This is a genomic window from Photobacterium sp. SKA34, assembly GCF_000153325.1.
In the GTDB taxonomy this organism is placed as follows: Bacteria; Pseudomonadota; Gammaproteobacteria; order Enterobacterales; family Vibrionaceae; genus Photobacterium.
On sequence record NZ_AAOU01000019.1, the window covers coordinates 64,827 to 90,206 of the forward strand.

At 42.2% G+C, this 25,380-nt stretch carries 23 protein-coding genes; 15 read left to right on the forward strand and 8 right to left on the reverse strand.

Features of this window, described 5'->3' with window-relative positions; all coding sequences use genetic code 11:
- Positions 1 to 20: 20 nt before the first annotated feature.
- The 3 genes from glnL to glnA form a co-directional block, all read right to left on the reverse strand.
- Positions 21 to 1,073, reverse strand: a complete 1,053-nt coding sequence (glnL, locus tag SKA34_RS00310) for a nitrogen regulation protein NR(II) (RefSeq protein ID WP_006643505.1) — start codon at positions 1,071 to 1,073, stop codon at positions 21 to 23.
- Positions 1,074 to 1,199: 126 nt separating this feature from the next.
- Positions 1,200 to 1,781, reverse strand: coding sequence for a DUF4124 domain-containing protein (locus SKA34_RS00315; protein ID WP_006643507.1), 582 nt, complete (start codon positions 1,779 to 1,781; stop codon positions 1,200 to 1,202).
- A gap of 140 nt (positions 1,782 to 1,921) precedes the next feature.
- Positions 1,922 to 3,331 (reverse strand): glutamate--ammonia ligase, encoded by a 1,410-nt coding sequence (gene glnA, locus SKA34_RS00320; protein ID WP_005372511.1) that lies wholly within the window; start codon positions 3,329 to 3,331, stop codon positions 1,922 to 1,924.
- Between the two features lie 578 nt (positions 3,332 to 3,909).
- On the opposite strand from glnA, the gene typA reads away from it, so the two are divergent.
- Positions 3,910 to 5,736, forward strand: coding sequence for a translational GTPase TypA (typA, locus tag SKA34_RS00325; RefSeq protein WP_006643508.1), 1,827 nt, complete (start codon positions 3,910 to 3,912; stop codon positions 5,734 to 5,736).
- Positions 5,737 to 5,932: 196 nt separating this feature from the next.
- Here the strand turns inward: typA and SKA34_RS00330 are convergent, their stop codons facing one another.
- Positions 5,933 to 6,571 (reverse strand): DUF2959 domain-containing protein, encoded by a 639-nt coding sequence (locus tag SKA34_RS00330; protein ID WP_006643509.1) that lies wholly within the window; start codon positions 6,569 to 6,571, stop codon positions 5,933 to 5,935.
- Between the two features lie 177 nt (positions 6,572 to 6,748).
- On the opposite strand from SKA34_RS00330, the gene SKA34_RS00335 reads away from it, so the two are divergent.
- From SKA34_RS00335 to SKA34_RS00345, 3 genes are read left to right on the forward strand one after another with little or no spacing between them, the layout of a single operon-like run.
- Complete coding sequence (locus SKA34_RS00335; protein ID WP_006643510.1) at positions 6,749 to 7,660, forward strand: virulence factor BrkB family protein; 912 nt, start codon at positions 6,749 to 6,751, stop codon at positions 7,658 to 7,660.
- Entirely contained in the window at positions 7,657 to 8,094 is a 438-nt protein-coding gene (gene dtd, locus SKA34_RS00340; RefSeq protein WP_006643511.1) for a D-aminoacyl-tRNA deacylase, read from the forward strand. Before SKA34_RS00335 ends, dtd begins: the two co-directional genes overlap by 4 nt.
- A gap of 58 nt (positions 8,095 to 8,152) precedes the next feature.
- The gene (locus SKA34_RS00345; RefSeq protein ID WP_005372529.1) at positions 8,153 to 9,076 is read left to right on the forward strand and encodes a bifunctional GNAT family N-acetyltransferase/hotdog fold thioesterase; all 924 of its coding nucleotides are present in this window, start codon (positions 8,153 to 8,155) and stop codon (positions 9,074 to 9,076) included.
- Here SKA34_RS00345 and SKA34_RS00350 read toward each other — a convergent pair.
- The 4 genes from SKA34_RS00350 to hslR form a co-directional block, all read right to left on the reverse strand.
- Entirely contained in the window at positions 9,028 to 11,025 is a 1,998-nt protein-coding gene (locus tag SKA34_RS00350; protein ID WP_006643512.1) for an AsmA family protein, read from the reverse strand. The two genes, SKA34_RS00345 and SKA34_RS00350, sit on opposite strands and share 49 nt — an antisense overlap.
- A gap of 191 nt (positions 11,026 to 11,216) precedes the next feature.
- Complete coding sequence (pckA, locus tag SKA34_RS00355) at positions 11,217 to 12,848, reverse strand: phosphoenolpyruvate carboxykinase (ATP) (protein ID WP_006643513.1); 1,632 nt, start codon at positions 12,846 to 12,848, stop codon at positions 11,217 to 11,219.
- Between the two features lie 315 nt (positions 12,849 to 13,163).
- A complete protein-coding gene (gene hslO / locus SKA34_RS00360) occupies positions 13,164 to 14,042 on the reverse strand; it encodes an Hsp33 family molecular chaperone HslO (RefSeq protein WP_006643514.1) in 879 nt (292 codons plus the stop codon).
- Positions 14,043 to 14,208: 166 nt separating this feature from the next.
- Positions 14,209 to 14,619, reverse strand: a complete 411-nt coding sequence (hslR, locus tag SKA34_RS00365) for a ribosome-associated heat shock protein Hsp15 (protein ID WP_006643515.1) — start codon at positions 14,617 to 14,619, stop codon at positions 14,209 to 14,211.
- A 281-nt stretch (positions 14,620 to 14,900) separates the two neighbouring features.
- Here hslR and gspC point away from each other — a divergent pair, with 281 nt between their 5' ends.
- The 11 genes from gspC to SKA34_RS00420 are packed head-to-tail and all read left to right on the forward strand — an operon-like array spanning position 14,901 to position 25,378.
- A complete protein-coding gene (gene gspC / locus SKA34_RS00370; RefSeq protein WP_006643516.1) occupies positions 14,901 to 15,788 on the forward strand; it encodes a type II secretion system protein GspC in 888 nt (295 codons plus the stop codon).
- A 47-nt stretch (positions 15,789 to 15,835) separates the two neighbouring features.
- Positions 15,836 to 17,854: a type II secretion system secretin GspD gene (gene gspD / locus SKA34_RS00375; RefSeq protein ID WP_006643517.1), complete on the forward strand. Its 2,019-nt coding sequence runs from the start codon at positions 15,836 to 15,838 to the stop codon at positions 17,852 to 17,854.
- On the forward strand, positions 17,854 to 19,356 hold the full coding sequence (gene gspE, locus SKA34_RS00380; RefSeq protein WP_006643518.1) for a type II secretion system ATPase GspE: 1,503 nt from the start codon (positions 17,854 to 17,856) through the stop codon (positions 19,354 to 19,356). The genes gspD and gspE overlap by 1 nt, the downstream gene beginning before the upstream one ends.
- Positions 19,356 to 20,582, forward strand: coding sequence for a type II secretion system inner membrane protein GspF (gspF, locus tag SKA34_RS00385; protein WP_006643519.1), 1,227 nt, complete (start codon positions 19,356 to 19,358; stop codon positions 20,580 to 20,582). The genes gspE and gspF overlap by 1 nt, the downstream gene beginning before the upstream one ends.
- A gap of 19 nt (positions 20,583 to 20,601) precedes the next feature.
- The gene (gene gspG, locus SKA34_RS00390) at positions 20,602 to 21,045 is read left to right on the forward strand and encodes a type II secretion system major pseudopilin GspG (protein WP_005372551.1); all 444 of its coding nucleotides are present in this window, start codon (positions 20,602 to 20,604) and stop codon (positions 21,043 to 21,045) included.
- 9 nt (positions 21,046 to 21,054) lie between these two features.
- The gene (gspH, locus tag SKA34_RS00395) at positions 21,055 to 21,642 is read left to right on the forward strand and encodes a type II secretion system minor pseudopilin GspH (protein ID WP_005372552.1); all 588 of its coding nucleotides are present in this window, start codon (positions 21,055 to 21,057) and stop codon (positions 21,640 to 21,642) included.
- Complete coding sequence (gene gspI / locus SKA34_RS00400) at positions 21,632 to 21,991, forward strand: type II secretion system minor pseudopilin GspI (RefSeq protein WP_006643520.1); 360 nt, start codon at positions 21,632 to 21,634, stop codon at positions 21,989 to 21,991. Before gspH ends, gspI begins: the two co-directional genes overlap by 11 nt.
- The gene (gspJ, locus tag SKA34_RS00405) at positions 21,978 to 22,622 is read left to right on the forward strand and encodes a type II secretion system minor pseudopilin GspJ (protein ID WP_006643521.1); all 645 of its coding nucleotides are present in this window, start codon (positions 21,978 to 21,980) and stop codon (positions 22,620 to 22,622) included. Before gspI ends, gspJ begins: the two co-directional genes overlap by 14 nt.
- Positions 22,619 to 23,632, forward strand: a complete 1,014-nt coding sequence (gspK, locus tag SKA34_RS00410; RefSeq protein ID WP_006643522.1) for a type II secretion system minor pseudopilin GspK — start codon at positions 22,619 to 22,621, stop codon at positions 23,630 to 23,632. Before gspJ ends, gspK begins: the two co-directional genes overlap by 4 nt.
- Positions 23,601 to 24,896: a type II secretion system protein GspL gene (gspL, locus tag SKA34_RS00415; RefSeq protein ID WP_232284192.1), complete on the forward strand. Its 1,296-nt coding sequence runs from the start codon at positions 23,601 to 23,603 to the stop codon at positions 24,894 to 24,896. Before gspK ends, gspL begins: the two co-directional genes overlap by 32 nt.
- On the forward strand, positions 24,896 to 25,378 hold the full coding sequence (locus tag SKA34_RS00420) for a type II secretion system protein M (protein WP_006643524.1): 483 nt from the start codon (positions 24,896 to 24,898) through the stop codon (positions 25,376 to 25,378). Before gspL ends, SKA34_RS00420 begins: the two co-directional genes overlap by 1 nt.
- The last annotated feature ends 2 nt before the right edge of the window (positions 25,379 to 25,380 follow it).

The window sequence follows — 25,380 nt, forward strand, 5'->3', positions numbered from 1 at the left end:
ACGTTACTCTCCTATCGTTATTATTGTATTGGTAAATAGATCGTAAAGTTGGTGTGTCCTGGCCAGCTAATCACTTCAATTTTGCCGTTATGTTGGTCTATTAAGTTTTGCGAGATCGATAGCCCTAATCCTGTGCCATCAGCATTACCGGTTACCATTGGATAGAACAAGGTGTCTTGGATCTCTGCTGGGATCCCTGGGCCATTATCGATAATTTCAATTTTCGCGGCGATACGGGTGTATTTGCCTTGGATCAAGGCTTGGTGGGCTGTACGGGTTTTTAGTTTAATTATCCCGCCATTTTGTTGTTTTTTTAGAACATGAGCGGCGTTACTGACAATATTGAGTAAGGCTTGCTCGAGTTGTTCGGTATCCATATCAATCTCAGGCAGACTTGGATCGTAGTCGCGCTCAATTACAAGATTACTGTCGTTTTCCAGTATGATCAGCTGACGTACTTTTTCTAATATGAGATGAATATTATCGGTTTTTCTGATGCCTGGGCGTTGTGGACCTAATAATCTATCGACCAAATTACGTAATCGGTCGGCTTGCTCAATAATCATTTGGGTATATTCGACATAACTAGGATCGGGTAGCGCTTTTTCAAGTAGTTGTGCAGCACCTCGTAAGCCACCTAGTGGATTTTTTATCTCATGAGCTAACCCTCGCACTAATTCTTTTGCAGCTTGCTGCTGAGCTAATTGGGAAAGCTCTTGGCTAATACGGCGTTGCTGATCGATAGGTTTAAGCTCCAGCATCACGAAAAGCTCTTTTTGCCATGAAATAGGGCTGGCATTTAAGGCAAGAAGGTGACGCTGTTCATCAATCACAAAAGCGAGATCACTATCAGCTAGGCCTTGACCACTGTACAGTGTGGCTGCGATTAAATCGAGATCAAGAGAGGAATACTGTAATAGCTCTGGTAACGTAATGCCCAGCAAACGACGCTTACTCGACGATAACAGTTGTTCTGCGGCGGGATTGACATAACGAATCGTTAAGTGCTCATCCAGTAAAATGATCGCAGTAACAAGGTTATCAATAATTATAGGGGTAAAAGCGGTAGTCACAATCAGCATCCTTGTTGATTACCTAAACCATCAATAGGCTTATTTAGGTCAAATGCACCAAATTGGTGCATCTGAGTGTAACCTGTTTATTGCTGATCGGGCACTGTTAATTGGTGAAACTGTGGATTAGCGAGGCTGTACTGGCTTTGGCTTGTTCGCCTTCACGGTGGCTCGATGCAGATAAACGGTAATACTGTCTGACGATGCAATAACCTTGCCGCCTTTAACTAGTTGAATTTGTAGCTGATGGCTGCCGCGATCAATGTTGCTGAGTTGCCATGTCAAATTCGTTTGAGGCTCACCCTTTATTATACCATCTAAGACCAATTGCGCTTGGGTTTGGTTGTTGAGTTTACTGTTGGTAACCGCATGAATATTGATGATACCTTCGTTATTGCGGATGGTTTGCTCATGCATTGGCGAGACTAAACTGACGGTTGTAATGGTTTTTGCTGGCTCTTCTACCACGGTAATATCGGTGGTTTGAGTGTCAATAGTATTTACGGTTTGTTCAATATTGCCGCTGACTTCCGTTACGCTTAAATCATATGTTTTAGCATTAGATACTTGTGGCTTATCGGTGAAATGAACTACACCATTGTCATCAGTCCATGAGTAGATAGTTGAAGCATGCGTCGGTATTGATGTGACCCACATGATAGCCACAATCGTTGAGGGTATTACATTCATAAAACGAGAGAGTTTCATCCATTAACTCCAAGTTTGATAGCACAGGACGGGGTATAAAAGAGACTTTATTGTCGTTGCTTTGTGACTAACAACAAGATCAAAAAGGCCCGCTTGTGAAGCAGGCCTAAGTATTTAATGTTTAGTAATTAAGTGATTACTTAAACTGAGTAGTAAAGTTCAAACTCTAATGGATGAGTTGTCATGTTTACTTTCTCAACATCTTGAGATTTCAGTGCGATGTAAGAATCGATGAAGTCATCAGAGAATACGCCGCCAGAAGTTAAGAACTCACGGTCGTCGCTTAGTGCTTGTAGTGCGCCTTGTAGCGATTCTGCAACTGTTGGGATTTCAGCCGCTTCTTCTGCTGGTAGGTCGTACAAGTCTTTATCCATCGCTTCGCCTGGGTGGATCTTGTTCTGGATACCGTCAAGGCCAGCCATTAGCATTGCAGCAAAGGCTAGATATGGGTTAGCTGCTGGATCACCGAAACGCACTTCGATACGACGTGCTTTAGGACTTGGTACTACAGGAATACGGATAGACGCTGAACGGTTACGTGCAGAGTAAGCTAGCATTACTGGAGCTTCAAAGCCTGGAACTAGACGCTTGTATGAGTTCGTTGCAGGGTTAGCAAATGCGTTGATTGCACGTGCATGCTTGATGATACCACCGATGTAGTAAAGCGCCATTTCAGAAAGGCCGCCGTACTTATCACCAGAGAACAGGTTTACACCGTCTTTCGCTAGTGATTGGTGAACGTGCATACCAGAACCGTTATCACCTACTAGTGGCTTAGGCATAAAGGTTGCTGTTTTACCAAATGCGTGTGCAACGTTATGAACTACATACTTGTAGATCTGAATTTCATCCGCTTTTGTTGTTAGCGTGTTGAAACGTGTTGCAATTTCGTTTTGACCTGCTGTTGCTACTTCGTGGTGGTGAGCTTCAACAACGAGACCCATTTCTTCCATGATTAAACACATAGCAGAACGGATGTCTTGTGATGAATCGACAGGTGCTACTGGGAAGTAACCGCCTTTAACGCCAGGACGGTGACCTTTGTTACCGCCTTCGAAATCAGAACCTGTGTTCCATGCCGCTTCTACATCATCAATTTTGAAGAAAGAGCCAGACATGTCAGTGTTAAACTTAACATCGTCAAATAGGAAGAATTCTGGCTCAGGACCGATAAGAACCGTGTCTGCGATACCTGTTGAACGCATGAACTCTTCTGCACGCTTCGCGATAGAGCGGGGATCACGGTCGTAACCTTGCATTGTTGCTGGCTCTAAAATATCACAACGGATATTAAGCGTAGCGTCTTCAGTGAATGGGTCTAGTACCGCGCTTGACGCGTCAGGCATCATTACCATGTCTGATTCGTTGATACCCTTCCAACCTGCAACTGAAGAGCCATCAAACATTTTACCTTCTTCGAAGAAATCAGCATCAATTTGATGAGATGGGATCGAGATATGCTGTTCTTTACCTTTTGTATCGGTAAAACGTAGGTCAATAAACTTAACTTCATTTTCCTGGATCAGCGCTAGTACGTTTTCTACTGACATCTTGAGTAACCTCCGGTGTTATATAAGGGCATGGCCGCAAATCTAGTGTTGCTCATTTTTGAGAATAAGCAGATCTGAATGTTCCTAAGCGAAAACCATGCCAATTTTTTAAAGCTTTAAAAATGCGGTTTTTACGCATTGCTAAAGCTTAATTAATCCATTCTTGCACTATCTTGATGCACGGTCGCACTGTTTTGGTGCGGTGGCGTGTCATTAACAATAATAGAACATGCTTACTATCGCGATGTTAAAAATTATTGTCAATTCATAATCTCCTTAAAAAAGTGTTTTTTTATTGTTAAATGAGAGCTGTGTAACTTTAATGCTGTTTTTATCTGTAAGGAGCGATAAAGCAAGGTTAAGAGGGCATTTATGGCCTAAATAGAAGGGTTCAAAAAAATAAAATTAGCCTAAAAAGCGAGTAAAAATGCGGCTTCAGAGTATGGTCATAAAAAAGCTGGTGATATAAATCACATATTTCGTGGGTTTTAGCGTAAAATCTGTTAAATTATGAGCCGTTTTTTTAATCAAGTAGCCTCTAGTGAAGATGCTGCATGTTCTGAGTGAATGTGAAACTAATGTCTAATCAATCGATCGATAAATTAAGAAATATCGCAATTATTGCTCACGTTGACCATGGTAAAACTACCTTGGTTGATAAACTTCTACAGCAGTCTGGCACGTTAGAGGGTCGCGGCGAAGCCGAAGAACGTGTGATGGATTCTAACGATATCGAGAAAGAGCGTGGCATTACCATTCTTGCTAAGAACACAGCAATCAATTGGAATGACTACCGTATCAACATCGTAGATACCCCTGGACACGCCGATTTCGGTGGTGAAGTAGAGCGTATCATGTCTATGGTTGACTCTGTATTGCTTATCGTTGACGCAGTTGACGGCCCTATGCCTCAAACACGTTTCGTAACGCAAAAAGCGTTTGCATACGGTCTTAAGCCAATCGTTGTAATTAACAAGATTGACCGTCCAGGTGCACGTCCTGAGTGGGTTATGGATCAAATATTTGACCTATTTGACAACCTTGGTGCAACTGACGAACAGCTTGATTTCCAAGTGGTTTACGCATCAGCACTAAACGGTTGGGCTACTCTAGAAGAAGGCGAAACTGGCGAGAACATGGAACCATTGTTCCAATCTATCGTTGATAACGTTGCAGCGCCTTCAGTAGACGTTGATGGCCCACTTCAGATGCAAATCTCTCAGCTTGATTACAGCTCTTACGTGGGTGTTATCGGTGTTGCGCGTATTACTCGTGGTGCTGTTAAAGCTAACCAACAAGTAACTATCGTAAGTGCTGATGGTTCTAAGCGTAACGGTAAAGTAGGTACAGTTTTAGGTTACCTAGGTCTTGAGCGTCATGAAGTTGAAGAAGCGAAAGCGGGTGACATCATTGCTATCACAGGTCTTGGCGAGCTTAAGATTTCTGACACTATTTGTGACCAAAACTGTGTTGAAGCATTAACGCCACTTTCTGTTGATGAACCAACAGTTACCATGACTTTCCAAGTAAACAACTCTCCGTTTGCAGGTAAAGAAGGTAAGTTCGTTACTTCACGTAACATCCTAGAGCGTCTTCAAAAAGAGCTAGTACATAACGTTGCACTACGTGTTGAAGAAACAGCTGATCCAGATAAATTCCGCGTATCAGGCCGTGGTGAACTTCACCTATCTATCCTGATCGAAAACATGCGTCGTGAAGGCTACGAACTAGCAGTATCACGTCCAGAAGTTATCATCAAAGAAGAAGATGGTAAGCAAATGGAACCGTTTGAAGTTGTGACTATCGACGTGGTGGAAGAGCACCAAGGCGGTATCATGGAGAACATCGGTCTTCGTAAAGGTGAGCTAACGGATATGGCACCAGATGGTAAGGGCCGTGTTCGCATGGATTTCATGATGCCTTCTCGTGGTCTTATCGGTTTCCAAACTGAATTCATGACACTGACTTCAGGCTCAGGTCTTCTTTACCATACGTTTGATCACTATGGCCCTCACAAGGGCGGTACTATCGGTCAACGTAACAATGGTGTATTGATTTCTAACGCAACAGGTAAAGCACTGACTTATGCATTGTTTAACCTACAAGAGCGTGGCCGTCTATTCTCTGAGCACGCAGATGAAGTTTACGAAGGTCAGATCATCGGTATTCATAACCGTTCTAACGACCTTACAGTTAACTGTCTGAAAGGTAAGCAGCTTACAAACGTTCGTGCTTCTGGTACTGACGAAGCGCAAACCCTTTCTCCTGCTATCAAGTACACACTTGAGCAAGCACTAGAATTCATCGACAACGATGAGCTAGTAGAAGTTACGCCTGAAAACATCCGTATTCGTAAGAAACTTCTTACTGAAAACGATCGTAAGCGTGCAGGTCGTGCAAAGTAATTACTGATTAAGTTCATTAGTTATTAAACAATCCCTCGGTTGGTAACAATCGGGGGATTGTTGTATCTGGGGTTTGAAAAATAGTGTGATATGTAAAACTGTGAGGAGATAGGAGGTGTTGTATTAACACATAGGGCGAAAGCGCTGTTGAAAGAAAATAGTGAGCCAACCGAGGCTGACTCACTCTGTTGTAGGATTATTTCTTTAGATGACCAATAAAGCGGTTAGATTCTGCAATGGCGCTGTTCATATCGCGGATCGCTTGTTGGATCTCTCGTTGCAGTGAATTGAATTCACCTTGTAGTGAGCCAATGGCGGCAGCATTTAGGTTATGCTTAAGGTATAACGTGTTATCACGCAAAGTATCTAGCACGGGCTCCATTTTTTGTTCAGCACGTTTCATTGCAGATAACATTTTTTGATACTGTACTTTGGTTGCTCGTAGCTTGTTTGCACTATCACGTTTCAATGTTGCACTCTTATAAAGCGCAAGTTCGTCATTCCATTCATCAAATAACGCATCAGCCACATCTTCAATAGCAGCGATACGATCTTTTACTTTATAGACTGCTGCTTCACTGTCTTTGTATTGATTATTAACGTCGTTGTATGCGGCTTCTAACTCTCCACCGTTGAAATTATTTAATGCTTTAAGCCCTTCAAGCGCACTGGTAAATTGCTGTTGTGCATCTTTTTGTGCCGCGTTGGCGTCTTCTACTCGATCGACCATGATGTCACGTTTATGAATGCCGACTTGCTCCATCGCTGAGTAATAGGCTGATTGACAGCCTGAAAGTAAGCTAACGCTAAGTAAAATAGCAAGAAAATAAGGCATGTTATGCTCCTTGTAAGACATGCTGCGCTGAAATAAATCAATCTTAACGTTTGTTCTAACAAGAGAGAATTGATTGATAAGACGCAAATAAAGAGTTGAGAGAAGGCAAAAAATGAAAGCCTTTTCACAATGTGTATAAGATTAATAGAACAAAGTTATAAGGCTGACAACAAACCAATGGCGAAGTTGCAATTAGCTCCCAAAATCCGTCTGATGATGGATTATTTTTCGTATTTAATCCAGCGAGTGAATCATGACCGTTTAACGGTTACTGCTGGCTCAATGGCTTATGTTACTTTATTATCATTGGTGCCGCTTATCACGGTTGTTATTTCGGCGTTATCAGCAGTGCCTGTATTCGCAGGACTTGGTGAGCAATTACAAAACTTTGTGATCGAGAATTTCGTACCAGCGGCTGGCGCGGTTGTGAAAACCTACTTAAATGAGTTTGTTTCTAATGCTGGCAAAATGACAGCTGTCGGTATTGCAGCTTTATTTGTCGTTGCCATGATGTTGATTTCATCAATAGATACCTCGTTAAATTATATCTGGCGAATTAAAAAGAAACGTCGTTGGATTATTTCGTTTTCAATCTACTGGATGATTTTAACGTTAGGACCGATCCTGTTAGGTTCTAGTATTGCAGTAAGCTCTTACCTTGGTTCATTGGCATTACTTGAGCATCAAGCGTTACACGGCTTTTTACAGCAGTCCTTACGCTGGTTTCCTTCTATTATGTCGAGTTTGGCATTTTTATTGCTCTACTTATTAGTGCCGAATTGTAAAGTGACGTTCCGTCATGCACTGATTGGTAGTTTAAGTGCGAGCATTTTATTTGAGCTAAGTAAGAAAGGTTTTGCGATTTACCTCGCGCATTTTCATTCTTATCAGATGATTTACGGCGCCTTAGCTGCAATTCCTATCTTATTTGTTTGGATTTATTTATGTTGGTGCATTGTATTACTGGGCGCAGAGATCACGGCCAGTTTAGGTGAGCGTGGTTTTTGGGAGCAGGCGAATCAGTTATCATTACCGACAGAGCAAAAATCTGGTGACACGTCGCAGACTATTAAAGAGGTTGAAAAATGATTGCACTGATCCAACGAGTTACTGAGGCTAGCGTGACTGTAGATGGACAGACCATTAGCGCTATAGGTAAAGGCTTGTTAGTGCTGTTAGGCGTTGAAAAAGATGATGACGAAGCAAAAGCGCAAAAACTGCGTGATAAAGTGCTCGGTTACCGTGTCTTTAGTGATGACGATGGCAAAATGAATTTAAACGTGCAGCAGGCGGGGGGCAGTGTATTAGTTGTATCGCAATTTACATTAGCGGCAGATACTAAAAAGGGGATGCGCCCAGGTTTTTCGAGTGGGGCTGCACCTGTTGATGCTGAACGTCTTTATGAATATTTTGTCGAACAATGTAAGGTAAAAGAAATTCAAACTGAAACGGGTATCTTTGCTGCCGATATGCAAGTAGCACTGAATAACGATGGTCCAGTGACGTTCTGGCTACAAGTCTAGAAAATCACATTACCATCAGAGATACTCCATAAACCGAGAATGGAAAGAGAGGGAATTCATGTTTCGATTAGTGACGCCTCAAACAGATGAGCAGTTGGCGAGCTATTACCATTTTCGTTGGCGGATGTTGCGTGAACCTTGGCAAATGCCGCAAGGCTCTGAACGAGATGCGTATGATGAACTGAGTGAACATCGTATGATCATCAATAATCGTGATCAGGTGGTGGCGATTGGGCGTTTATATTTAACGCCTGATAATGAAGGACAAGTACGTTATATGGCGGTTGATCCTGATGTACGTCACCATGGTTTAGGTGGCTTAATTTTAATGGCCCTAGAATCACTAGCAAGGCAAGACGGTGCTAAGCGCATGGTGTGTAACGCTCGTGAAGATGCAATCCCGTTTTATTTAAAAAATGGCTTTGCCAGTGAAGGTGAACTGAGTGATGAACGAGGCCCTGTTCGTCACCAACAAATGCTTAAACATCTTGAGCCATTGAATGAAGTTGTGCGTCATCCGGAATGGTGTCAGGAGCTACAGACACTGTGGCAACAACAGATCCCGATCAGCGATAAAATGGGGATAAAAATCAACCAATATACAGGTTATCGCTTTGAAGTAAGTGCGCTGTTCAATGCCAATCTAAACCCTAATGAGTTTATGTTTGCGGGTAGCATTTTTACCATGGCAACCTTAGCGGGCTGGGGTTTTATTTGGTTATTGCTGAAAGAACGAGGGTTAGAAGGTAATATCATTTTGGTTGATAGCCATATCCGTTATTCAGCCCCTGTGACAGAGCGACCTAAAGCGGTGAGCACCATAGAAGATTTACGCGGTGATATTGATCGCTTAGCGAAAGGTCGTAAGGGGCGCATCAGCATTGATGTGAATGTGTATAGCGGCGGTAAAGTTGCTTCTAGTTTTACCGGTACTTATTTGATCTTACCGCTACACGTCGAAAACGAATTCACTTCTGTTTGATCGGCATGCCAACGACGATCGACTTGTTGGCAGTTTTCCTTTAATACCCATTCTAGTTGTTGCTGTTTTGGGATCGCCAGATCCCAATGACTGGTGAGTGATAGGCTAAAATTATCATTGCTTGCAAGCCAAGTTGGGATAGTGATTTTCCCTCTTTCTGCGGTGGTTTTCAGTGGTGATAGCGTTAAAGCTTGGGTGTGACTATCGCTGTTTTCATTGTTGTTATCTAATGCCATACCAAATAACTTTCCTTTCGTTTTCCAGTTATCGAGTAATTGTGTTGGTGCAATATTATCTAAATGAATATCTCTAAAGGTGAGAGCGGTTTGCCCAGATAAACTGTAATTGAAGCTTTGGCGATTACTTGCTAATCCTTTTGCATGTATTGTTCCGTCAATTTTACCCTTTAATGGTAGTGGTAATTTGAACCAACGATAAATGAGAGCGGCGGGAACACTATCACCAGAGATAGAAAGAGACCAAGGCTGACCTTGTTGCGCTAATTGAATATTCGCGTCAGCTTTTAGCATGCCATCAGTAAAAGGTAAGATAAATTTATCGATGACCCAATCGCCATTAAAACTGGTCATTTCTACAATCGGATCGACAAAAACAATTTGGTTGATGCTGGCAAAGCCTAGACTAGTATCAAGATTACCTTGCCATAGTCCCCATTGATGTTGATGCTTTACTACCACATCGTTACCATCAATATATATCCCGGCGAGTTGAAACGGTAATTGAGTATTTGTAGATGTTAACTGTATATTATTGATATCAAGCTTATCGATAGTTAGCTCTGATAGTCTTGAGGTCAATGTCTTTGCAGTATGGAACCATTTTGGAGGAAGAAAGCCTTTTATACCTGAGATAAACAATTTTTTTAGTTTAACTTTATCTGGTGTAATCTCTCCATCCATACTTATATAGCCATCGAGCAACTGAGCCGAAATCCCCTGACTGTTAATCTTTTCCGGCATGAAATTCAGCTCAACGATCGGTTGTTCAAATACGATATCGTGCCATTTCGCATTACTGGCACTGACAGATAAATGGGCGTTATCTTGTTGCCAGTAACTGTTAGGCCATGACCAATTTTCTAATGACAAATTAATATCATCGGCAGCCCAATTAGGTTGTTCAATACTGCTGTCTAGAATGTCAGCGCGCTTAATCCTGATATGACGAACGAGCGTGGCATCTGCTAGCCATTGCGACCATGTCAGCAAGGGTTGTGATTGTTGGATGCGAAGGTTAATTAGCGTGAGTTTATCTAACGTGAATAACTGGGTGTCACTGTTATAGTCTGCTGTGCCATTAAAGTCCGCTTGTTGCCACTTCCCAGAAAATCCTGTCAGTTGCCACTGTTGTTTCTGTTTTGTTCCGTTTAATAACAGATTTTCTAGCGTTTGATTGTGCCATGTTATTTGAGGCGCACTTAATTGAAACTGTCCACTAAATTGCTGCCACCATGGTTGTTGGTGATCACTATATTGCCAATTATCGATTTGAAGCTGTGCACGGTTGATTGTTATCGTTGGAGTGGCGATTGAGAGATCATTAATCGCTAAACGATCAATAGAAAATACAGGGAGGTGTTCAAATTTATCCCATTGCTGATGATGTAAATCGATCCCATCAATAATGACGTTAGAAAAAGTTAGATGCTGTGTTTGTAATGAACGTGATGAAAGTTCGAGAGTAATACTGTGAACTGACAATAAGGTTTCATTCGCTTTTTTTACGGTTAGCGGTTGAAGCGTTATTTGTAGTGGTTGTTTTATATCATAGTGTAACTGTGTTTCAGCTAACTGATAGTGGGAGAAAAAGGCGAGGGTATGGTTGAGTAAAGGAGTTGCGTAGCGGGTTTGTAGCAATACGATCAGTGCCGCGATACTCAGTCCGCCAAGCAGTAATACAGAAGCAATAAGTTTGGCAACCCAACGCATAATTCATTTCCTGAAAGCCATTAGCACATTTTATTATCTATATGATGAGATTGGCGTAAATATCAGTACTTGGCAAGAGATGTGAGTTGGATTTGAGGCACGCTATGGCTATTGAACTGACATTAGCCTAATGATGCGAGATATAAAAAAAGCCCCTATTACCTATTAATAGGGGCTTGGTTGTTTGATACTTAATCGAGCTGCGGGCCTGCTTTGACTAAAGATTCGCCTTCTGCGGTATCGGTATATTTATCGAAGTTTGCGATAAATCGACTTGCAAGATCTTTGGCCTTACTTTCCCATTGCAGTGGGTCGGTATAGGTATCACGAGGATCTAGGATCTCAGTGGCGACACCAGGTAATGCCGTCGGCACGGTTAAATTGAAAATAGGAATTTGTTTCGTTGGTGCGCTATCAATCGAGCCATCTAAAATCGCATCAATAATGCCACGAGTATCTTGGATCGAAATACGTTTACCTGTGCCATTCCAGCCTGTATTGACTAAATAGGCTTCAGCTCCCGCTGCTTCCATGCGTTTCACTAACACTTCAGCATATTTTGTTGGGTGAAGTGTTAAAAAGGCATTCCCAAAACACGCAGAGAAGGTGGGGGTCGGCTCTGTAATACCACGTTCCGTTCCCGCGAGTTTTGCAGTAAAACCTGACAAGAAGTGATATTTAGTTTGCTCGGGTGTTAGCTTTGATACCGGAGGTAAAACACCGAAAGCATCTGCCGATAAGAAAATAACCTTATTGGCATGACCACCTTTTGAGATAGGTTTTACGATATTATCGATATGATAAATTGGGTAAGAAACGCGGGTGTTTTCTGTTTTTGAATTATCATTAAAATCGATAGAACCATCATTACGTACTGTTACGTTTTCCAGTAACGCATCACGACGAATAGCCTGGTAGATATCAGGTTCAGCTTCTTTTGAAAGGTTAATGGTTTTTGCATAACATCCACCTTCAAAGTTAAACACACCGTTATCGTCCCAGCCATGTTCATCATCACCAATTAATGCCCGTTTAGGATCAGTCGATAAAGTTGTTTTACCTGTGCCAGATAAGCCAAAAAAGATAGCGGTATCACCATTTTCTCCTATATTGGCCGAGCAATGCATAGAGGCAATACCTTTGAGAGGTAAAAAGTAGTTCATCATCGCGAACATCCCTTTTTTCATCTCGCCGCCATACCATGTACCACCAATAAGTTGTATTTTGTCAGAGAGGTTAAATACCGTGAAGTTCTCTGAATTCATGCCGTGCTCTTGCCATTTAGGGTTAGTACACTTTGAGCCATTCATGATCACGAAGTCGGGTTCAAATGTTTCTAACTCAGCTTCTGTTGGACGAATAAACATGTTTTTAACGAAGTGTGCTTGCCAAGCGACTTCAGTGATCACCCGAATACATATACGTGTATCAGGATTTGCGCCACAATAGCCATCTACCACAAAAAGACGCTTGTTAGAGAGTTGCGTTGTTACGAGAGATTTAAGATCATGCCATGCTTGTTGGCTAAGTGGCTTATTATCGTTTTTGCCTTGATCTGACCACCACAAGGTATCTTGGGTAGTGTTGTCTTTTACAATAAATTTATCTTGTGGTGAACGGCCGGTAAATATCCCTGTATCAACAGCAACCGCACCGAGCTCGGTGACAATGCCTTTTTCAAACCCTTTCAAATCTGTTTTCGTCTCTTCTGCGAATAGTATTTCGTAAGAAGGATTACGAATAACATCTGTAACATTGAGTATTCCGTATTGGGACAAATCCATGCTCGTTGCAACCTTATTATCGACACACATTGTGCTCATTGGCGCTCCTTGGGTAAGATGTTGTTTAACTATTAACCATGCTAGCAACCATAACGGGCTAAATCAGGGATATACATCATAAAATAACCACAACTTTTATAAGGCTAATGGGCGTGTGAATTAGATGTTTTTATTTAGTTTACAGGGCGGTTAAAGCAGAAAGCTAGAGGGTTGAATTATTATTTCTGGTGAAAAAAGAAGCGTTTTTTAGTGATTCACTTTCAAGTTTTGGTTGGAATGTTGGTTTTTAATATGAGAAAGCCGGCATATATGCCGGCTTTGTAATTATATTTCAGGCTTAATACGGAGCGAGAATTAATGAACCTTGCTATCGTCAGCATTGCCTGCATTTTCACGAAGTGCTGCAATATCAATGCTATCGAAGTCATAGTCGGCACCACAGTAATCACAATGAAGTGACACTTTTCCGTCTTCCGCTAAGATTTTTTCAATCTCATCAGGGTGAAGGCTAATAACAGCTGAACCACTACGATCGCGTGAGCAGCTACATTCAAAGCTGACTGCTTGTGGTTCGAATACTTTTACTTCTTCTTGGTGGTATAAACGGTAAAGTAGATCCTGTGCGTCTAAGCTAAATAGCTCGTCATCTTTGACCGTATCAGTAATTGTTTCTAAGTGCTCAAAATCGCTTTCACTGCCCTGACCATCTGGCATTACTTGCAATAGCATACCTGCGGCTTTAGGTTGACCTTCAAACTCACCGGTACGTAACCAGATGCGAGTTTTTAGCTGTTCAGAGTTTTTAAAGTAACCCTCTAAACATTCGGCCATGGTATCACCTTCAAGGCCAACGACACCTTGGTAACGCTCACCTTTGGTAGGAAGAACCGTGATCACCATGTAGCCTTTACCCATAAGCTCATGGATAGAGCTACCTTCTTTAATATCACCTTCCCAACGAGCCACACCGCGTAGTTTTTGATTTTGGTCACCGTTAATAACAGCAAGACTAACAGGACCATCACCTTGTACTTGTACGGTGATTGAGCCTTCAAATTTTAATGTGGCGGTTAAGAGGCTAGTTGCGACTAACAATTCACCTAGTAGTGTTCTGATCGGCGCTGGGTAGTCTGTTGATGAAAGGATTTGTTGGTAAGTATCACCTAACTGTACTAATTCACCACGTACTGAAACGCCATCAAATAGGTAACGGTTTAAAAAATCTTGTGTCATGTTCTCTTTCTCTCCAGCTGTGGTGCCAACCTTGCATCATATGTGGTAGTGCATCTAAATGCGTTATACCCAGTACTTCATGAACTCATGTGGCTCAGCATTTGGCTTACTTGATATAAAGCACTCTGCTATTACCAGTGATGAATTGATAAAGGTTGGCAACCTTTTATTCTGATGTATTGATGTTTTTGAATCTCATGATGTCACGACGTTGTTTTTTATCTGGTCGTTTGATCGGACTCGGACTATCAAAAGCATTGAGTTTGCGCATTTGTGCATGGCGTTCCCGTAATTCAATACTTTGTGTTGTTTCTTGATATAGCAATTGTGCTTCCGGTGCACCACGGCGGGTATCAGAGATCTTTTCGATGGTAACGGTTTTTTCATCGTTACCTTGGCGTAATTTTACTTCAGCGCCAACTTCAACCATTTTACTTGGTTTTGAGCGTTGCCCGTTATATTGCACTTTGCCGCCATCAATCATCGCGCGAGCAACAGAACGAGTCTTATAAAAACGTGCAGCCCATAACCATTTATCAAGACGAACCTGTTTTAGTTCGGATGTCGCTTGACCCATAACGGTTCCTTTATTCAAAGGGGCGATAAAATATCACATTGTTTTAATAGCGTCAGCTATCACGTATTTCTAATAAATGGTGATGTTAATCGGGGTTTTCAATCATCAACGAAGAATTTATTACAAATTATCGTTAGTCTTTTGAGTTATTTGCTTCTTTTTTACAATAATGAATAGCATTCAAAGTGTTAAAAGGAGATCATAAAAGTTGATTACAATAACCCTTGTTTATATAGGGAACGGTTATATAGCTCCCGATATTCATTGAATGGATTCCCACTATGCAAGTATCTACATGGCTGCCCGCTTTGACCACAAAGCGCCCGCTATCTCAGCGTACACTTACACGACTACTAACGTGGCTACTAGTGGTTATTTTAGCGTGGATTTCTGGTCGTATGGTATGGATGTTATTAGCGCCATCAACGACAGTGGCACCTTGGCAAGCGAAGTCAGTACAAGTGGCCACATCAGGATCTGATATTAATGTAGGTAACTTATTGTCCATGAATCTATTTGGGCAATATAACGCGCAGCCAAAGCCCGTTGAAGCCACAGTCAAAAAAGACGCGCCACAAACGCGATTGAATTTAAAGTTGGTTGGGGTTGTCGCGAGCAGTGATCCCCAATCCGCCTTTGCCGTGATCACAAATAACGGTAAGCAGAATACTTATGGTATTAATGAAGTTGTTGATGGTACCCGTGTGACATTAAAAGCGGTGTATAACGATCGCGTTATTATTAGCAACAGTGGTCGTGATGAAACCGTAATGCTTGAAGGGTTAAAATTTTCTAAATCATCTCAGTCAGTGAATCAAAAATCAGCTTCGAATAACGCGACTAAACCGAATATCGACAATTCCAAATTAGCTGAGATCAAAAAGAAAATTTTAGCTCAACCTCAATCTCTATTTAGCTATATTCGCTTATCTCAAGTGAAGAAAGATGGAGAAGTACAGGGGTATCGAGTGAATCCGGGTAAAGACCGAATTTTATTTGATTCTGTTGGTCTGAAGGCGAATGACTTAGCGGTAGCGATTAACGGTAATAGCCTGACTGATCCAAGTGTGATGGCAAAACTTTGGGCTGAGCTTTCTTCAGCAACTGATTTTACTTTGACGGTTGAACGCGGCGGTCAAGTACATGATATTCACATTGAGCTGCAATAATAGCAGTGCATTGCGTGACAAAAAAGACGAAAACGCAGGAGTTTTTTGTGAAAAAATTAATGGGTAAAAGTGCCCTATGGTTAGCAAGTAGCTTGCTTTGTAGTTCGGTAATGGCAGATGAGCTAAGTGCCAATTTCAAAGGGACAGATATTCAAGAGTTCATCAATATTGTTGGACGCTCATTACATAAGACTATCATTATTGATCCTGCGGTTCGTGGTCAGGTAAATGTGCGTAGTTATGATCTTCTTAATGATGATCAATATTACCGTTTCTTCCTCAACGTATTGGAAGTCTATGGTTTTGCTGTTGTTGAAATGGAAGATGGCGTACTAAAAGTTATTCGTGATAAAGATGCCAAAACCTCTGCGATCCCAGTTGTGGGCTCGAATGACAGTAATGTTCCTGGCGATGCTGTGGTTACACGAGTGATCGCAGTCAAAAATGTGTCTGTGCGAGAGCTTTCCCCATTATTGCGCCAACTTAACGATAATGCGGGTGCAGGTAATGTTGTTCACTACGATCCTGCCAATATCATTATGATCACTGGTCGTGCTGCGGTGGTTAATCGTTTAGCGGATATTATTGAGCGTGTCGATCGTGCTGGTAATAAAGACGTGACCGTCGTGTCGCTGAATAATGCGTCGGCACCTGAGATGGTTCGTATCGTTGAGGCGTTAAATAAAAGTGCTGATGCGAAATCAACTCCAGGTTTTTTGATCCCGAAAGCGGTGGCTGATGAGCGTACCAACTCAGTATTAATTTCAGGCGATCCTAAAGTTCGTGAACGTTTAAAAGCTTTGATTCATAAGCTTGACAAAGAGATGGCAGCAAGCGGCAATAGTCGCGTTATTTACTTAAAATACGCCAAAGCTGCCGATATGGTTGATGTGTTAAAAGGTGTGTCTGAAAATATCCAAGCGGCAAATAAAAGTAACACGCCACAAGTGAGTCAATCGAGTAAGGATGAAGTCATGATTTCTGCTCATGACGCGACCAACTCTCTGATTATTTCCGCGCCAAGTGACGTGATGAATAAACTTGAGTCGATTATTTCTCAATTAGATATTCGTCGTGCACAAGTGCATATCGAAGCCATGATTGTAGAAGTACAAGAAGGTGACGGTGTGAATTTTGGCGTTCAATTTGGCTCACAAGATGGCGGTGTGATTCAGTTTGGTAACAGTGGCGCACCTATTGGCGGACTATTGTCAGCTCAAGAAGCAGCAAAAGACAGAACGAAAACAGAAACACGATATGATGCTGATGGTAAACCGTACTCTTACGAAACAACTGAAAGCGGTGATTTAGCACCAATGGCAGCATTTTTGGGGGGGATAAAAGGTGCAGCTGCCGCGATCACAATGGGTGATTGGACGGCACTTGTTACTGCGATTAAGCAGAACCGTAACGTCAATGTACTTTCGACACCAAACGTGACCGTTCTCGATAACCAAGAAGCGAATTTATCAGTCGGTCAGGAAGTCCCTGTGACTACTGGTTCACAAACAGGCTCTAATAACGATAATCCGTTTACTACGGTTGAGCGAAAGGATGTCGGTATTCAGCTTAAAGTCACCCCACAGATCAACGAAGGTGACTCTGTTCAAATGAAGATTGAACAGGTTGTCTCGCAAGTGGCTGATGCTAATGGTGCCGTTGATATTCGTTTTGATAAGCGAGAGCTAACCACATCGGTATTGGTTAAAGACGGTAACATGATTGCGCTAGGTGGCTTAATGCAAGAGAAGACCCTTGAGTCTGAGCAAAAAGTACCGATTTTAGGTGATATTCCTGTGCTTGGTGCGTTATTCCGCTCTACCAATAACCAAACTGAAAAAACAAATCTCATGGTTTTCATTCGTCCAACCATCTTACGTGATGGGATGAGTGCTGATGGTTTAACGCAGCGTAAGTATAACTATATTCGTGCGCAGCAGTTATACCAAGCTGAGCAAGGTATGCGTTTGATGGACGCAGATATGCCAGTATTACCAAAATACGGTGAAGACATGGATTTACCGGCTGAAGTGCGTGCCTTTGTTTCCCAGTTGGAGCAACGCTAATGGCTGATGGGTTTTTAGAAACAGAATCAACGGTAACGTTTCGATTACCTTTCTCTTTTGCCAAGCGTCATCATGTGGTGGTAGAGGCAGGTGAGCAAGGATGGCAACTCTATTTCAGCGGACAACTGTCTGCTGCAGTACTTGCTGAAGTGCGTCGAGTGCTAGGTTGCTGTTTTACGCCCATCGCATTAAATGACAGTGAGTTTGAGCAAAAGTTAACAGAAGCATACCAACGTGATTCATCAGAAGCACGCCAGTTAATGCAAGATTTGGGCTCTGATAGCGATGACTTCTTTGCTCTTGCTGAAGACTTACCTGAAACAGAAGATTTGCTGGAATCGGAAGATGATGCACCTATTATCAAATTGATCAATGCCATGTTGGCTGAAGCTATCAAAGAAGGTGCATCTGATATTCACATCGAAACCTTTGAAAAAGTGCTGTCGATCCGTTTTCGTATCGATGGCATGTTAAGTGAGGTTTTACAGCCAAGTCGTAAATTGGCACCGCTGCTTGTTTCACGTATTAAGGTTATGGCAAAACTTGATATTGCAGAAAAACGTATTCCTCAAGATGGTCGTATTTCACTGCGAATTGGTGGTCGTGCGGTTGATGTACGTGTATCAACCATGCCTTCTTCTCATGGTGAGCGAGTAGTACTGCGTTTATTAGATAAAAACGCGACACGTCTTGATTTGCATAGCTTAGGCATGACGCCGGAAAATCACCAAGCATTTAGAAAAATCATCGATCGTCCACACGGTATTATCTTGGTCACCGGTCCGACAGGTTCGGGTAAATCCACGACTTTATATGCAGGTCTTCAAGAGCTTAACAGTGCTGAGCGCAATATTTTAACAGTAGAAGACCCGATTGAATTTGATATTGATGGGATTGGACAAACTCAAGTTAACAGCAAAGTTGATATGACGTTTGCGCGTGGTTTACGTGCCATTCTTCGTCAAGATCCTGATGTGGTGATGATTGGTGAGATCCGTGATTTAGAAACCGCAGCGATTGCTGTTCAAGCATCACTGACTGGTCATATGGTGTTATCAACCCTTCACACTAATACTGCGGTCGGTGCGATCACCCGTTTACGTGATATGGGGATTGAACCCTTCTTAGTGTCATCGTCATTGCTTGGGGTGTTAGCCCAGCGATTAGTGCGTACGCTATGTAAAGATTGTCGTCAGCCTTATGAAGCCGATAGCCAGCAGAAAAAGCTATTTAATTTAGCTGAATCTGAACCACTGACATTATATCGCCCAAGTGGTTGCGAACACTGCAACCAAAAAGGTTATCGTGGTCGTACGGGTATTCATGAGCTATTGCTGGTGGATGAACAGGTACAAGAGTTGATCCATGGTGAGGCGGGTGAGCAAGCGATTGAGAAATATGTGCGTCAATATACACCAAGTATTCGCGATGATGGTTTAGCGAAAGTACGTCAAGGGATCACCACACTTGAAGAAGTGATGCGTGTGACGAAGGAGAGTTAATGGCGGCATTTGAATACAAAGCCTTAGATGCCAAAGGCCGACAGAAAAAAGGGGTGATTGAGGGGGATACTGCCCGTCAAGTACGCCAACAATTACGTGAAAAAGGCATGGTGCCGATAGAGGTTACTCAAACCTCAGGTCAAAGTCGCAGTAAAACCACGACTCGTAAACCGTTCAGCTTTAAACGTGGGATAAGTACAAATGAACTTGCATTGATCACGCGTCAGTTAGCAACACTGGTACAAGCGTCAATGCCATTAGAAGAATGTATCAAGGCGGTTGCTGAGCAAAACGAAAAACCACGTTTAAAAAACATTCTATTGGCGGTGCGTTCAAGGGTAGTGGAAGGGTATACCTTGGCTGACAGCATGGCGGAATATCCCCATATTTTTGACCAACTCTTTCGTGCGATGGTGGCGGCGGGGGAAAAATCGGGTCACCTTGATACGATTTTAAATCGTTTGGCAGACTATACCGAAAACCGTCAACAAATGCGTAGTAAACTACAGCAAGCGATGATTTATCCCATAATGTTAACGCTTGTCGCGGTATCTGTGGTGGCATTTTTGCTAGCAACAGTTGTACCTAAAATTGTCGATCAATTTGTACAAATGGGGCAACAATTACCAACCATTACGGAAGTGTTATTGGCTGCAAGTAACTTTGTTCAGCATTGGGGATTAGTGGTCGTGATAGTGATTATATCAATCATCACTTTGATTAAAACAGCCCTGAAGCAGCCAAAGTATCGTATGAAGTGGGATCGCGGCATATTACATGTACCAGTGATTGGTAAAGTTGCACGAGGGTTAAATACCTCACGTTTTGCGCGAACATTATCGATTTGTACATCCAGTGCGATTCCATTACTAGATGGGATGAAGGTCGCTTCTGATGTCATGACCAATACGTATGTGAATAAGAAAATTTTATCTGCTGCAGATAATGTACGTGAAGGGGGAAGTCTACGAGTATCCCTTGAGCAAACAAAATTGTTCCCACCGATGATGCTACACATGATCGCGAGTGGTGAACGAAGCGGCGAGTTAGAGCAAATGCTAACCCGTGCAGCAGATAACCAAGATCGTGATTTTGAATCACTTGTTAATATGGCACTAGGGGTCTTTGAGCCATTATTAATTGTCGCTATGGCTGGGGTGGTAATGTTTATTGTTATCGCAACCTTAATGCCAATTATTGAACTGAACAACATGGTTGGGATGTAGTTTTTCTTCGGAGGTTTTAATGCAACAAAAACAACGTGGTTTTACCCTATTAGAAGTAATGGTGGTAATTGTGATTTTGGGCGTATTAGCGAGTTTAGTCGTTCCCAATCTATTAGGTAACAAAGAAAAAGCTGACCAACAAAAAGTTGTGACGGATATTAGTGCGCTTGAACAGTCTTTAGAAATGTACAAGTTAGATAACAGCGTATATCCAACAACCGATCAAGGTTTAGAGGCATTGGTGACTAAGCCGTCATCTTCTCCTGAGCCACGTAATTACCGTGATGGTGGTTACATTAAGCGTCTACCTAAAGATCCTTGGGGTTATGAGTACCATTATGTGGCACCAGGTGAGCACGGCGCGATTGATATCTTTAGTTTGGGCGCAGATGGTCAAGAAGGTGGTGATGGTGTGAATACCGACATCGGCAACTGGAACATGTTGGATTACAACAAGAAGTAATAAGTATTTATGATGAAACGTAGTGCAGGTTTTACTCTCATTGAAATGATGTTGGTGCTGGTGTTACTCGCAACCAGCGCAGTTGCGGTGATTTCAACTTTACCGGATAACAAACGAGATGAGGTAAAAGAGCAAGCTGTACGTTTTCATCACCTCGCCCAACTATTGGGTGAGGATGCAATGCTTAATGGTGTGGACTACGGCATTCGTGTTGAGCCACACCAATATAATTTTTTGCAATTAACCCAAGATGGCTGGCAACCGTTAGAAGGTGCCAAATTTTATACTGATGTGAAGTTAGATAACGCTATTACAACTCAGGTTGAAATTGGCGGAGCATGGAAAGATAAAGACCGACTTTTTAAATCAGATTCACTGTTTAAAGATGAAGACTTATTTACAAAGTCAGACGAAGAAAAGAAAAAGATCAAACCTCAAATTGTGGTTATGGCCAGTGGTGAATACACGCCGTTTACTCTAAGTTTTGAGGTCGACGGTGAAAATCAATTTTGGCGAGTCAGCGCCGATGAGGTGGGTAATTTAGTCTTGCTTAAGCCAGGTGAAACCTTAGAACAGGCAACAAAACGTGAGAAGTAAACAAGGCTTTACCTTATTAGAAGTGTTAGTTGCATTAGCCATTTTTGCTGTTGCTGCGCTGAGTATTATGAAAGCGGTCAGCCAACACTTAAATACGTTGGGCTATTTAGAAGAAAAAACCTTTGCTGCGATAGTGGCTGATAATGAACTCGCACAATTACATTTAAGCGGTCAGTATCCAACCTCAAGTAAGACAGGTAAATCAACATTAGCTGATCGTGAGTGGTATTGGACGGTAAAAAGTATCAAAACGCAGCAGAAATTATTACGCCAAATTGAAATTTCGGTAGCAAGCGATCCACAGCGTGAACATTCGGTAATAACGGTAAAGACTTATGTCGTTAATTAATCATTCCCGCCAGCGCGGTTTTACGTTACTGGAAGTACTTGTTGCGATAGCCGTCTTTGCCATGTTGAGCTTATCTGCTTATCAAGTCATGAATAACGTGATGCGTAGTGATGCGCAATCAAAAGATCATAACCAAAGATTAAAAGAAATACAGCGTGCCACGATTGTGATGGATAATGATTTTCGTCAAATTGTTGCCCGTAAAAGTAGGCTTAATGGCGAAGATCCAAACGATAAAGTGTTACAAGTTGGTGAGTACCTTTTGGATTCGAGTAGTGATGGGATCATGTTCGTGCGTTCGGGCTGGCAAAATCCCCAAGCCATGTTTCCGCGCGGTGATGTTACTCGTGTTGGCTATCGTGTGGTTGACGATCAATTAGAGCGTGTTTGGTTTCATTATCCAGATAATGTTATTGGTGAAAAACCACTGGTTAAGGTGCTATTAGATGGTGTGACTAAATTACAGTTTTCCTTCTTCACCAATAAAGAATGGCAAGATGAATGGGATACCGCAAATAAATTACCAGAAGGTATTAAAGTGACGATGACGCTTAAAGATTTTGGTGAAATTGAGCGTATTTATCTAGTGCCTAAATCTGCATTACCGGCTGAGTCGGAGCAATCACTATGATGAAAAAACAGCGCGGTGTCGCATTAATTGTGGTGCTCTTGCTGGTGGCGTTAATGAGCTTGATCGCTGTACAAATGACAGGGCGTTTACAACATAATTTTCATCGTGTTGAGAATCAAATTCAGCATCAGCAGGCGTATTGGTACAGTTTAGGCGTTGAGGCGTTAGCCGAAAAAGGTCTGGCTTTAACGTTTAAAGACAGCAAGATTATTGATTTAACTCAGCCATGGGCAATAGAAGATAAAACCTATCCTATTGATGGTGCGGTAGTCACAGGTAGTATGTTTGATAAGCAAGCTTGTTTTAATATTAATGCACTTGGTGCTGTACAACCAGTCGCTGATGGTAGTAAGCAGCCATTTTTGGTGACTTACTTTCAAAACATCATGATCGACAGTGGTGTTGATGATTATTCTGCAGAACTAATCGCAGATTCTAGCTGGGAATTTATTGATAAGAATACCACGGTACAATCAAGCTATGGTGGTGAAGACAGCACTTATGAAGCATTTCAGCCCCCTTACTTACCTCCTAATGGTTGGTTAGCGGATCGCAGTGAATTACGTGCGATTAACGGTGTTACCGCTGATATTTATGAGAAAGTAAAAGGGTGTGTGTGTGCATTGCCAACTGATGATTTTAAACTAAACGTAAATACGATCACTCAAAGGCAGGCTGTATTACTGTCAGCCTTATTTTCGCCAGAGCTTTCATTGGATGCTGCAAAGAAAATTATTAAAGATCGCGATGCCCGTCGTAAAGGGTGGGATAGCGTTGATGATTTCATGAAAGAGCTACCACAAGGCGATCAAGCCAATAAACAAGAACAACAGAAAAAGTACTTAACGGTCAGCAGTAACTATTTTTCATTAGATGCTGAAATACAAATAGATCGCGCCAGATTACGATCTGTGGCGCTATTTAAACGAGATGATAATAACAAGGTGACGGTAGTACGTCGCCAGTATGGAGGAATCCGTGAGCGAATTTCTGACGATAAGACTGAGTAGTCGGCCTGAGATGCCGGTGCAATGGCTTGTCTGGTCGCCACAGCAGAACGAAGTGATTGCATCTGGTCAGTTAGCTGATATTACGCAATTAGATCAGCTAGTGGAATATGCAGGCACTCGGCCTGTATATGGTTTGGTACCTACCAGTGAGATGCTATTAACACAAGTCGCCATTCCTGCAGGCAGTAGCCGCCAATTGACAGCCGTTTTACCTTATCTCTTAGAAGAAGAATTGGCGCAGGATGTTGATAGTTTACATGTTCAGTTGCTTAATCGGGAAGATGATGTAGCAACGGTCGCGCTTATTGAGCATCAAAAGATGCTGCAATGGTTATCAGCATTTAAAGAATGTGGTTTAGAGCTAAAAAAAGTTATTCCAGACTGTTTGTGTTTGCCGTTGTTTGATGATGGTTATAGTGCTGCTGAAATCGAAGGGCAATGGTTGATCCGTCAATCAGAGTTTATGGGGGTTTGTGCGGAAACGAGCTGGTTAGATGCATGGATCAGTGCCCAAAAAGCGCCAATTGTGTTAGCAGCAAGTGATGATGACGAGGACGGCGACGAAGAGGCAGAGCAAGCTGCCATTGAATCTGCGGTAGCTGATGTTGAATCAAACCCAAGTCAAGTTGTGATACATCACTATACATCAGCACCTCAAGGTGTCAGTGGGCGTTGGCAAGCACATGCTCCAGAGCTCGTAATGCAACTGTTAGCGTTAGGGGCTGCGGGAAGTAAAGTCAATTTACTATCAGGGGCTTATAAACCACAAGCTGCTTGGCGTAAGCATTTAAAACCATGGCGTAAAGTCGCGATTGCCGCAAGTTTAGTACTTGTAGCTGTAGTCGGAGAACACGTGATGGAGTTACAACAGTTAGAGCATCAAGCCAAAGCGTACCGTACTGAAAGTGAACGTATTTTCCGCAAAGTGTTACCCCAATTTAAACGTATTCCGTCACAGAGTTATTTGAAAAACCAAATGAATGCGGCACTGAAAAGTTTAGGTGGACAAGGTTCAGATAATGGCATCTTAATGTGGTTATCTGAACTAAAACCAGCATTGGCAAAAGCCCCAAGTGTAAAAGTCGTTAATCTTAAATACGATCAAAAGCGGGGTGAACTACGTTTACAAGCAACAGCTTCTGACTTCCAAGATTTTGAGAAATTACGCAGTGTATTGACGAAAGACTTTACCGTTGAGCAAGGGCAATTAAGCAAAGAAGATGGCTTAGTTAGTGGTGCTGTCGTGCTAAGGAGAAAAGCATAATGGCAGAAATAAAAGCATGGTGGAAAGCATTAAGTCAGCGCGAACAATATCTTGTCATTGGTGCAGCAAGCGCGTTGTTGTTGGCTATTTTCTATTGGGGATTGTGGCAACCATTAAACCAACGGACTGAATTAGCGCAAACACGTATTCAAAGTGAACGTCAGCTATTATCTTGGGTTGAAGGTAAGGCAAATAAGATCACTGCGTTTAAACGTGCTGGTGGTACGGTTAACGTGAGTGACAAAGGGCTTAACCAAGTGGTAAATGAAACGACGGAACGTTTTAAGATTGAATTGATCCGTATGCAACCGCGTAATGATGCGATTCAAGTTTGGGTAAAGCCTGTGCCGTTTAACACACTACTTAATTGGCTGTCTTACCTGCAAGATAACTTTGGGATTGAAACGCAATTTATTGATATCTCGAAAACAGATCAAAACGGTATGGTTGAAGTAAACCGATTACAGTTAGGACGAGGTTAAAG